The 11,595-nt window shown below is 38.1% G+C and carries 11 protein-coding genes; 6 read left to right on the top strand and 5 right to left on the bottom strand.

The window, feature by feature from the left end; genetic code table 11:
• Positions 1 to 3 precede the first annotated feature (3 nt).
• Together AC3CH7_RS07745 and AC3CH7_RS07740 are read left to right on the top strand one after the other, a co-directional pair.
• Entirely contained in the window at positions 4 to 1,125 is a 1,122-nt protein-coding gene (locus AC3CH7_RS07745) for a GerAB/ArcD/ProY family transporter (RefSeq protein WP_447402291.1), read from the top strand.
• A complete protein-coding gene (locus AC3CH7_RS07740; RefSeq protein WP_447402290.1) occupies positions 1,112 to 2,236 on the top strand; it encodes a Ger(x)C family spore germination protein in 1,125 nt (374 codons plus the stop codon). Before AC3CH7_RS07745 ends, AC3CH7_RS07740 begins: the two co-directional genes overlap by 14 nt.
• 1 nt (position 2,237) lies before the next feature.
• Here AC3CH7_RS07740 and AC3CH7_RS07735 read toward each other — a convergent pair whose 3' ends face one another.
• From AC3CH7_RS07735 to AC3CH7_RS07715, 5 genes are all read right to left on the bottom strand, one after another.
• Positions 2,238 to 3,191, bottom strand: coding sequence for a nucleoside hydrolase (locus AC3CH7_RS07735; RefSeq protein ID WP_447402289.1), 954 nt, complete (start codon positions 3,189 to 3,191; stop codon positions 2,238 to 2,240).
• A gap of 150 nt (positions 3,192 to 3,341) precedes the next feature.
• Complete coding sequence (locus AC3CH7_RS07730) at positions 3,342 to 6,512, bottom strand: ATP-binding cassette domain-containing protein (RefSeq protein WP_488381654.1); 3,171 nt, start codon at positions 6,510 to 6,512, stop codon at positions 3,342 to 3,344.
• A gap of 132 nt (positions 6,513 to 6,644) precedes the next feature.
• Positions 6,645 to 7,055, bottom strand: coding sequence for an SRPBCC family protein (locus tag AC3CH7_RS07725; RefSeq protein ID WP_036216232.1), 411 nt, complete (start codon positions 7,053 to 7,055; stop codon positions 6,645 to 6,647).
• Positions 7,052 to 7,378: an ArsR/SmtB family transcription factor gene (locus AC3CH7_RS07720; protein WP_447402287.1), complete on the bottom strand. Its 327-nt coding sequence runs from the start codon at positions 7,376 to 7,378 to the stop codon at positions 7,052 to 7,054. Before AC3CH7_RS07720 ends, AC3CH7_RS07725 begins: the two co-directional genes overlap by 4 nt.
• A 238-nt stretch (positions 7,379 to 7,616) precedes the next feature.
• Entirely contained in the window at positions 7,617 to 8,303 is a 687-nt protein-coding gene (locus AC3CH7_RS07715; RefSeq protein ID WP_099805833.1) for a Dph6-related ATP pyrophosphatase, read from the bottom strand.
• A 187-nt stretch (positions 8,304 to 8,490) separates the two neighbouring features.
• Here AC3CH7_RS07715 and AC3CH7_RS07710 point away from each other — a divergent pair, with 187 nt between their 5' ends.
• The 4 genes from AC3CH7_RS07710 to AC3CH7_RS07695 all read left to right on the top strand — a co-directional run bounded on the left by AC3CH7_RS07710 (position 8,491) and on the right by AC3CH7_RS07695 (position 11,429).
• Positions 8,491 to 8,988 carry an NUDIX hydrolase gene (locus AC3CH7_RS07710; protein ID WP_036161679.1) on the top strand — a complete coding sequence of 166 codons (498 nt, stop codon included), beginning with the start codon at positions 8,491 to 8,493 and terminating at the stop codon, positions 8,986 to 8,988.
• A gap of 4 nt (positions 8,989 to 8,992) precedes the next feature.
• Positions 8,993 to 9,391, top strand: a complete 399-nt coding sequence (locus AC3CH7_RS07705) for an HAD family hydrolase (protein ID WP_012294479.1) — start codon at positions 8,993 to 8,995, stop codon at positions 9,389 to 9,391.
• 360 nt (positions 9,392 to 9,751) lie between these two features.
• Positions 9,752 to 10,267, top strand: coding sequence for a MerR family DNA-binding transcriptional regulator (locus tag AC3CH7_RS07700; RefSeq protein WP_207872879.1), 516 nt, complete (start codon positions 9,752 to 9,754; stop codon positions 10,265 to 10,267).
• Complete coding sequence (locus AC3CH7_RS07695) at positions 10,260 to 11,429, top strand: RNA-guided endonuclease InsQ/TnpB family protein (RefSeq protein ID WP_036216221.1); 1,170 nt, start codon at positions 10,260 to 10,262, stop codon at positions 11,427 to 11,429. The genes AC3CH7_RS07700 and AC3CH7_RS07695 overlap by 8 nt, the downstream gene beginning before the upstream one ends.
• The last annotated feature ends 166 nt before the right edge of the window (positions 11,430 to 11,595 follow it).

Below are 11,595 nucleotides of genomic sequence, written 5' to 3'. Positions count from 1 at the left end.
GAAATGAACAATCCTATACAACTTAACCCAAAAGAGATGATTAACGCTTATTTGCTCTTTTTTGTCGTGCACAGCGCTCAAATTGGGGTCGGTATACAGGGATTTCAACGCATTATCTATCAAGATGCAAGGCAGGATGCATGGATTTCAGTTCTGATAGCAGGCATTGCCACCCATATAGTCACATTTTGCATGATTAAAACATTAGACATATACGGCTCCCATGATTTATATGGCATCCAACAAGATATTTTTGGAAAATGGATGGGCAATTTTTTAAATGCGTTGTATGTTACTTATTGCTCTGTCGCCTTTTTTTCTGTTTTGCGAAATTATATTGAAGTGATTCACGCATGGATTTTCCCTAGTATTGGGACATGGTTTCTGTCCGCTACGTTATTAGTCATTATTATTTATGCCTTTACAGGTGGGCTTCGAGTAATAGTCGGTGTATCCTTTTTCAGTATCATACTTTCCTTATGGATACTACCCGTGCTAGCCTTTCCAATAAAGTATGCCTCAGCGGAAAGTTTATTTCCTATTTTAGAAAACGACATTCGCTCCATTTTAAAGGGTGCCCATTCCATGACCTTTACCATTATCGGCTTCGAAATCTTAAATGTTATTTATCCCTTTGTAAAAGACAAAAAAAATATTCGCAAGCCCGTTCATTTAGGATTATTGTTTACGACATTGATTTATCTAGTAGTCATGATGGTGTCCATTGCTTATTACAGTGAGGGAAAATTACTAAAAACCATCTGGGCAACATTGACATTGTTTAGCTTTATCAGCTTCCCTTTTATAGAACGTTTTGAATTTATAGCCGTTTGTTTTTGGATGCTCATTATTATACCGAATTTATGTCTGTATTTATGGGCCGCATATCGCGGAGCCATTCGATTAGTCAAAATACGCGCCACGACATTTGTTTGGCTTTTTTCCTTCATCGTTTTCATTTTCACAATGATCATTCAAACCCGTACAGAAATCAATACGATTAACACCGTATTTGGCAATATAGCATTTTATGTTATTTTTATTTACCCTATTTTATTATGGATCTTGGCTATATTAAAAAAGAAGGTTTCATCAAAGAAGGTGACCAAAAATGAACAAGCTTAGATGCTCTTTTATTATGCTGCTCTCATTGGTTTTTTTATATGGATGTGCTCAAACCAATGTTTTAGATAAAGTAGGATTAACCACATTAGTTGGCTACGATGTAGGGACAGAAAGCAAAATGGCTGCGACAGCTGTTATTCGTGAAGTCAATCCAGAGTTCCAAAGTAAAGTGGAAATTTTGACAACAGAAAATGACACAAGTAAAGGGAATCGAATGGAAGCGAACAGAAAGCTTTCAAAAAAAATAATGGTTGGTCAAATGAGGGTTATTTTGTTTGGTGAAGAATTGGCGAAAGAAGATTTACGTTATTATATTGATACTAGTCTAGAAAACGCCAGCGTCAGCAACGGTATTTATATGGCCGTAGTGGAAGGTAAAGCAGCCCCATTTTTGAAATACGAATACCAAAATATTGAGGATATTGGTCAGCATGTTTTCAGATTAATCGAGCAAAATGTGAAACAGGAATATATGATTTCGGCGACTCTTCATCAGATTGCTCATGATTATTATTCCATTGGACAGGATTTAGCTATGCCTACCATCAGAAGAGATGGTGAATTTGTGGAGCTAAGTGGTGTAGCTCTCTTTAAAGGTGGCAAAATGGTTAGTACACTTCCTGCAAAGGATAGCTTTTATGTAAAAATTGTCAGAGATACGTTTAAAGTAGGTTTATATGAAACCATTTTGGAGCAAGAAGATATTCCTCCTAAATTACTCCATAAACCTGCGGATAAAATAACGGTCGCTTTCGACGCCATCCACTCGACAAGAGAGATGAAATTACTGGATGCAAAAACACCTGCGTTTGATTTAAACATTAAAATCAAATCAAGGGTATTAGAAGTATTTCCAGATATTAATCAGGGTGACCGAGACAGCGTGATTGCCCTTGAAAAAGCCATTGAAAAAAAATTGTCGAAGGAAATAGCAAGAGTCATTGCTCATAGTCAGAAAGTGGAATCCGATATTTTTGGCTTCGGGGAGAAATATAGAAGCGTTGTGAGATATTCCCATTTAACAAAGGACAAATGGCATGAAATGTATAAGGATATGAAAGTAAATGTAAATGTTGACTTTGTGGTCTTAAGAGACGGTGTTTTTGAATAATTTATTGCCAATCATGGCCGGTCATAATAGATATAAAGTGATGGAAGAATATATCATAGTGGATATCAAATGCAATGCGATGTCTTTTTTTACCACTATTTATATTTTCAAACGGTCGTGTTTCGGCAATGCTCTGCCCTCTAGCAGGTCCATCTAATTTATCAACAACCATCACAGGATATGACTCATAGATGAACATCTCAGGATAAATTGCTGCCATTAGCGTTAAAGCATCATGGACGGGGCTACCTAGTAGTGATGGGTCCCGTTCTTGATAAAATTTTGTATAGTATTCCATCAATGGTTTAAGGATTTTCGTCTTTCCAAATGAGTCTATATAATTAACCATTCCTGGTGTAACAATTGCCTTCTGTGTAGCATTCAATGGAATAATTGTGACATTTTTTGCATAGGTGAGCACAATATTAACCGCAAATGGATCCCCGTGAAAGTTTGCTTCCGCTACGGTCGTAACATTGCCCGGCACCCAAAACGCCCCACCCATAATATAAATTTCCTTCACATGTTGCATGAGCTGATTATAAAGAATAAACATGGTCGCTAAGGATGTAAGACGCCCAATATTGACAATGATTAGTTCATCATTCTTGTGTTTCTCGATAATATTAACAATTTCCAAAAAGTTTTCGATTTTTATGTCATGATCTTCGTTCGGGATAATCGGACCAAGTCCATGTTCTCCATGTATTTCTGGATAATACGTTGGCTGTTCGCCGGTTAGTGGGATCTCTGCACCTAAAATAACGGGAATTCCCTCGGGAAAATCAAATAATTTCATAACATAATAAATATTAGCTACCGCATCCTTTCTTGATACATTGCCATAATCGGCAATTAACCCGACAATTTCGATTTCTTTGTGTAATCTTGCATAAATCAATGCTATCGTATCGTCGATGCCAATGTCACCGAATAACAATACTTTTTTCTTCAAACAAAGGCCTCCCTTGTACTGCCGATTTACCTATCCTTATAGTACGGTTCATACAACCAAGACGCCACTGATTGTTTACTTTTTTGGAAAAATTAGTGATACATAAAAAAACCCACTTGCAATTGGCAAATGGGCTTCGAACGTAGGATTTTAACGGTTCTGTTCAAGGTACTGATAAACCGCCATCATCTCTTGTTTATTTAACTCTCTAATACGATTGAAAATAGGAATTTTCCCCACTACCCCCAACTGGTTTCCTTCCTTTACAACATCACTGACCGTACCCGTTAGCCATGTATGCACGTCAATACCTTCGATAATTGCCTTTTGGCCCTCATCATTAATACCGGTTGCACCACAGCTGACGCATGGAACCGTTAATTTATAGACACCGTCATGTAGCCCTTCTTCCGTCAGAACCTTTTTCCCCTTACAGAATGGACATGGATGACTCCCTTTAACTTTATTGATTTGCGTCACAATTTTTTTGTAGCCTAAAGCTTCATAAACATACGTTAATTTTTTATATTGACCATTTGTAAAATATTGATCAATAATTGTGTCTCTCGTTTCATAAATAGAAGCGAAATCACAAATTGTAACCTCGTTTTTACGGCTGATGGAAGCAATATTATCTTTAATTTTATCCCAGAATGGCAATGTATTTTGTAGAACAATTTCATAGCCCACAAAGCTGGCAAGCTCTATTTCCAGCATTTTCAGTGCTACTTGCATTTCCCTTGGCAATAAAGAGACATCCTGTATGAGTGACATATCACTGCCTACAATCGCTTTGATTTTTTCAAGTGGTGGTAAATTGCCTACTATTTTGATGACCTCATCAATCGGTTGATGGATGATTTCTCGAATATCTATGTCACCAAAACGTAATTTCTTTTGGTGATTAAGAACCGAACCATGACAAATTGGGCAAGGGACCATCTTTCTTGTTTCCTTCATCTGCTCTTTGATAATGGATTTAGAAATGACGATATAACGGCCTATAATAAAATTGAAGCCTTCCCATTTTTTCGAGGATTTTGTTGCTTTATCATAAAATGACTTGTCCCAATAACCATATAAAAATGTATGCTTTTCTTCTTCTGTCATATCAGTATAGCTTTTACTAATATCTTGCCCCAGTTCATTTTGTATCTCTTCAAAAAGGAACGCCAATTTTGAATGCTGATAGTATTTTAGAACCTCCATCACATCTGGATGCAATAAGCCGTCCCAGAATGGCACTGTTTTATCTTGGATGACTACATCAAAATCGAATTCTTCTATTTGTAATCGACCTGAACAGCTCGGACAATGGTTTTCTTGGCTAAAGAAATCAAAGCTTCTTGTATCCTTATTGGTCGGATGGGCCGCGACAATATGATTGATAAGACCAGCTATTTCATATAAAAAGCTATATTGGCTGTATAAATGCCTCTCAAGATCAATCGCAATGACAGGGGCTATCTTATTCGATTCATATTCACCGTAAATGAGGCGGGCCATGGATGATAGGCTTTTTAAAATGCCACCTTTGTATATATTTTCTGCATTTTTAAAATAGCTAATAGGATGGTCTTGTAAATAATGAATACCCTTTTTCGATGCAAAAGTAGATGTGATTTGTAGGTCAGAGGTGCTTTTCGTAAGGTGCGATTGTTTAAAATATGCTTCATGCTCCACTACATCAAGATGTGTCACTGGCCCCTGCTGTCTTTTACCAAAGTCAACGATATAATCAGAGCTTTCAAGCATATAGGCATTATGCTCAATCATAACAATGGAAATCGAATCATCTTTCAGAATATCCCTCACACTATCAATAAATTGGTTTAATATATTTTGGGATAATCCTTTGGAAGGCTCGTCAAAAATAAACAGTGTGTGAGGATTTCGAGAATTGGCAAACAGCTCTGACACTAAATGCACACATTGAAATTCACCCGTGGATAGTGTTTGTGTTTTTCTTTCCAGCGTTAAATAGCCTAGGCCAAGTTTGATGAGCAAGCTTAACCGTTTATGAGCAATATCTTCCTTTGGGAGCTCCACGATAATATCTTCAATCGAGCGTTGAAAAATATCATCGATTTCCTCACTATATTTCGTTAACTTCTTTTTAATATCGAGAAATGTCGCAACGGTGGATCGACTTGTAATCGATTGATTTCGATCTTGCCCTACCATCACTAATTTATCTTTTGGGTAACGTTTTACAAAATCCTTTGCGATACACTCATTCACCAATGTTGATTTTCCACAGCCCGACTCTCCTGTGAAGGTGACAAGCTGATTTTGTGGAATTTCTATTTCGTCCATTTGGATATTGCGGCAATATAGGTCACGGAATTGATAGAAGGTCTTAGGTCTTACCTGACTTCGTTCCCAGTAAATGGGCTGTGGTCGAGGGGATTCTTCCACGATTTTTCCTCCGTATTTTCCACTACCTGGTCCAAAGAATAGATGTTTATCTGCTGTATTTAAAACTGTATCCGAATGATCAATTAGCCAAATTTGATTTTTAGAGCCTAGTCGTTGAATTTGCTCTAAAATTTTCAGGAGTGTGTCATGATCTAGACCTACAGAGATTTCATCAACAATAATCACTGTATTCTCACTCGTTGCCATAAACTCAGCCAAATACAGTCTTGTTAATTCTCCCCCTGATAATGTCCCCATAATGCGGTTTAATGTTAAATAACCAATATTCATTTGAATAATATTTTGAAGAATATGTTGCTTCTCTTCACTAATCTTTAATTCCGTTGCTAAGGAATAGATCGTTTCCACACTTAATTGATGAATATCGGAAATACTATACAGTTCACCTCTTAATGGTAGCTGATGACGTTCTACCTCCTCACTGTAGCGCTTCCCCTGACATTTTTTACATTCAACATTTTTCGTCGTACCACGTCCTTTACATGTCGGACACCAGCCTAGCGCATTATTAAAGGAAAAAACTTCTGGAGATAATTGAAACTCTTCTGCTAAACGATCACGTATTTCCTTAAATACACCTGTATGCGTACCGATAGTTGAACGTGGATTTGTAGATATGGATGATTTCCCTAGAAAAAGAACTAATGGCATATCCTCCATTTTAATAGCACTAAAATTTGTTTCCATAATCGCAGGAAATAAATATTGATATTCAGCTTTAGGTAATAAAGAAACAAGACGCTTTTTGGACTCTTCCCCTATTGTTTGACAAAAGGTGGTTTTCCCTGACCCAGACAAGCCTGCAATGCCAAGGGATAAGTCTTCTGGTAAGTCGACATGTAAACGGTTAATATTATTAGCAATTAGTTGATTAATCTTCATTCTGTTTTCCTTCCGTGTTTACTATTTTCACAAGGATACTTTATTTACCTATGAAGAACGACCTTCGGAAAATGAAAGAACACAATTCATTTGAAGGAATTGCGCTCTTTTTCATAAAGGCTGATTCAATTACTAGGCTAATACTTTTTCGAGCTGACTACCCATGTTAGTCCAAGCGTATTTAGCGCCTTCAATTGCTCCTTGACGAGCTTTTGTTTCTTCACTAAATCCACCCTGATCGAGATGTAACTGAGTTGTACCATCAGCTGCTTGTGTCAAAGTCCACGTTACTGTTGTAGTTTCTCCTGCACTTCTCCATGTGTAAGATAGTTTATGAGGCTCTTCAATTTCAAGTACCTCACAATCGACAATGCCATCCCACCATTCGTTTGGCTCAGCACGGAATTGAAATTTATGACCTACAATCGGCTTAAAATCATTGTTCCAAATCCATTTTGCAAGTGTATCCGAATCCGTTAAGGCATGCCATACTTGCTCGATAGAACTTGTAAATTTAAAATCTAATGCTACATCTGGTTTCATTTGTCTTCCCCCAATAATAAATGTAATTTTGAAATTCTTGCTTTCCAAAAGTCTTCGTAAATCGATATCCAATCTTGTATTTCTTTCAACGGGGCGGCATTGAGCCTATATCTTGTTTCTCTACCCTCTTTTCGAGCGATCACAAGTCCTGCGTCTTTCAGAATCGTTAAATGCTTAGACACAGCAGTACGTCCCATTTCAAAATGAGCTGTTAATTCGTGCAGCGGTAACTCATCGGCATTTGCTAATAAATTAATCAATTGGCGTCTTGTAGGGTCAGCAATGGCTACATACACATCACGCTCTTGATGATTATTATTCAAAACCACCACCCTTTCTAATTGGACACTAAATGGTGTCCTAATTATATGACACCGTTTAGTGTCTAGTCAATTATTATTTTGGACATTTTGTTATGGATTTTATACTTATAAATACAAAAAGCACAAAGGTGATCACCTTTGTGCTCATTTTTTATGATTGGTTTTGGATGTGATGCTTTTGTAACCTCATGTAGCATACGCCATTAAACAGGCATCCATCGTTGTGATTAGGTTATGTTTAAGCAAGTTCTAATGGTAAAAATGCATATTCCCCATCTCGAATAATAGAACATTTACGAACCTTGATGGGATATCGGAAAAGAGGTCCATCCAAAACTGTCGTATGGAATTCTCCCCCTTCTCCGCAAGGGTCAATATTACGCTCTTCCAGCTCTTTGATATAATCAGGGGTAAGTATTCGTCCTAAATCCTCTTCTGTCATCCCTAACGATAAATTCACTGTCACCACTATCGTGACAAACCCTAAGTGAATAAATTCATCAACAGCATCCCGATGATTCATCTCCCATAATGGCATGCCAAGCTTTAATCCAACCTTCTTCGTAACCTCATCATGCCAGCAGCCGTGCTGAGGCATATCTAAATCACCCGTAACTAACACCTCTGCCCCTTGATTTCTCGCATTTTTTAAAAGATCGATAAATACATGTTCATATTCCGTCCAACTAGCAGCAGCTGTATACACTGGCAATCCAATAGAATCGGCTTGAGCCTGTATAAGCTCAGGTGGCATACCGTGAGATCGAGAGCGCTTCCCTTCCTCCTCCAGCATGACAATGAGACCAATTGCTCGCCCCACCTGTGATGCTTTATATAAAGCTAAAACACTATCCTTTCCCCCACTGAATGAAGCGATGAATGGATGATTACGCGCATTATTTTTCCAGCCAGTTGTTTCTGTCATTTCTATTTCTCCTTTTAAACTGACTTTCTTTGTAATTTTTTTGAGACCTATACAACCTTCTATCGCATTGCATAGTCAAGTTCCTTGATTTTAGGAAACCACCCTTTTATTTTATCACAATCATACGATGAGTCTGGATATTTATGTTAAGGTGTACTTAACGGTTGATGGGAAAAGGAGGAATGTTATGAGTGATTATGTAAAAGCACTAAGACAACAGGTTGGGACAATGCCCCTTATTTTAGTAGGCTCGACGGTGATTGTCTTTAATGAGGAGAAACAAATTCTTCTACAGCTACGCTCTGATATAAGAATGTGGGGGTTACCTGGTGGAGCGATGGAACCTGGCGAAAGCTTAGAGGATACAGCTAGACGTGAATTATTAGAGGAAACTGGGCTACAGACTTCCCAACTTCGTTTTATAACCATGCTATCTGGTCAACAGGACTATTATCTATATCCAAACGGAGATGAGGTTTATGGAGTAACCGCCGTCTTTATAGCTGAACAAATAGAGGGGCAGCTAACAATGCTTGACGATGAGAGTTTACAGCTAGCCTATTTTTCTTTAGATGCATTGCCATCTAATATGGTTAAGAAAGCGATAGATATTATCGATACCTTTTTATTAAAGGAAAACGTCACTGATTGGATGAAAGGTCGTGACTTAGTTGAACGGTTGTAAAGCTATGTTATTTGATTTAGATAACACCTTACTGAATCGAGATGAAGCAGTAGATAAATTATTTCTTAGGCTAGTAAAAATGTGTTATGTGGATGACGAGCATGCGATAAAAAATGAAATGCGACAAAAATTTAGGGAATATGATGAAAAATACTTTGGTAAAAGTGATAAAACGGATGTGGTAGCCTCTTTTTTTGATGACTTTCCGCCTCAATATGGCATGCCAAAACATGCTATTCAAGACTTTTGGAACCATCACTTTCCTCAATGCTTTTCTGTCAGTGAAGATACATTAACGATTATTCATCGGATAAAGCAGCAAATGAAAGTGGGTATTATCACAAACGGTAACAAATTCTTTATAAATTGTTACAAATTAAATAATGTTTGTAATGTTATATAGAAAGCCGTGCGTGACGGTTACGAAAGTAAAAAAAATCATCTGGATGGCATAAGGTTAAATCCTAAGTGCTATGGAACAATCGGTCTTCCGCATCGACTCCCCTTTAAACTGGGGAACGTTCAACGACTATCCCGTATAGCTGACGGGAGTACATCACAAGCTTATGGTGGTGGAAAAATCCTCTACCCAAGGAATTGGGTAAACATATAGTCTGCGCTCATGTGAAAGCATGAGAAGTTCATAAGAGAACTGCTGTCAAAGTTGCGTTTGATAGTGAACGGTTAAAACTTTATAAAACTTTATAAAATAGTTGTGATATTTTAAGGTATTTGTGTGATGATTACTTTAGAGGTGATTGTAATGCAAAGATATTCGATAAGAAAATTCGCTGACCTTATTGATGTCAATCCTCAGACTTTGCGTAACTGGGATAAAGAAGGCAAGTTGAAGCCCGCCTACGTGAACCCAGATACAGGCTATAGGTATTATTCAGAAGAACAATTACAAGAGCAACTCGGGAAGATAGCCGAGGAAAAGATTGTGGTTGGTTATTGCCGTGTCAGCTCCAAGAAGCAGCAAGCAGATTTGAAGCGACAGGTTCAGAACATGAAGACGTATCTGTTGGCGCAAGGAAAGCCTTTTAAAATCGTTGTTCTTTACAAGGATAGGCTTGTCCGATTCGGCTACGAACTCATCAAAAACATTTGCGACAAGAACAATGTGAGCATCGAAATCATCGACCACAATGAGAAATCCGAACAGGAGGAAGTCGTTGAGGATTTGGTTCAGATTATCACAGTGTTCAGTTGCAAGCTCCAAGGGAAACGTTCCAAGAAAACTAAGGAACTGATTAAGGAGCTGAAAAAAGATGATTAAAGCCATTAAAATCAAGCTCTATCCCACGAAAGAACAAGAGTCGATGTTATGGAAAACAGCCAACCACGCAAGGGGCGCTTGGAATGTTGGTCTTGGTTATATCAAAGACGAATACGAAAAAGGAAATAGCGTCTCCACAGCTCAGGCTAGGCAGATGATTACTGATGCCAAGAAGTCCAATAAGGATTATCTATGGCTAGGTGAAATCAGCGCTGACGCTTGGCGTAACGTATTCCAAGATATGACCAAGGCATTCAAGGTGTTTCGGGAAAACCTTAAAAAAGGAATCCCGTTCCCCGATGCAGGCTACCCTCAGTTCAAGAAAAAGTCCAAGTCAAAGCCTTCCTTCTATCATGATGAGCGTAAGCTGAAAGTCTACGGGAACAAGGTTTATCTCGAAAAGATAGGCTTCGTCAAGATGAAAGACGAAGGAAGACTGCCTCAAGGAAATTACAAAAAGGATAAAATCAAGGTCTCCAACGTCCGTGTCGGATACGATAACAAGAACTGGTATCTGACTTGTGGGATTGAAACCCCAGAAGAATACTGGACACCTAACCAAGATTTATCCATCGGTATTGACTTGGGAATTAAAGAACTGGCTGTTACCAACGTGGAAGGTTTGAGCTTCGACAACATCAACAAAAAACGTGAAGTCAAGCGTTTGGAGAAGAAGCATCGGCGGATGTCCCATAAAATCAGTAGAAAATACGAGGCAAACAAAGATGGCAAGAAGTTTGTGAAGACCCATAATATTTTAAAATTAGAGAGGCTTCGCAAGCGAGTAGACAGACGATTGACGAACATTAGGGACAATCACCTTCATCAAGCTACAAAGACGATTATCAAGCAAAAACCAAGCAAGATAGTCGTTGAAGACTTAAATGTCAAGGGCATGATGAAGAACAAACACTTGGCAAAATTGGTCGCAAATCAAAAGTTTTTCGAATTTAGAAGACAACTCGAATACAAAGCCAAATTTTATCTTGGTATTGATGTGACAGTGGCAGACAGATGGTTCCCATCGTCTAAAATGTGTTCTTGTTGCGGTCAAATTAAATCTGATTTGAAACTGAAAGACCGTGTTTACAGGTGCGATTGTGGCTTGAAAATCGACCGTGATTTGAATGCTTCAATCAATTTAGCGAATTATTCAATCTAGGAAGCTTAACTCCAAACTAAATCCTAGATATGTACCGTGTGATGCACGGGAATTTAAGCCCTCGGAGAGTTATATCAAACCGTAGTAGCTTCGGCAAGGCGGGACTCGTTGAACAGGGAATTTAACCTTATAATTACAATTTATTTTGTAAGAATTTATAAAGTTT

The organism is Lysinibacillus sp. F12, from assembly GCF_057773605.1.
The sequence above is the reverse complement of the archived record's forward strand: the minus strand, read 5'-3'. Positions and strand labels throughout refer to the sequence as shown.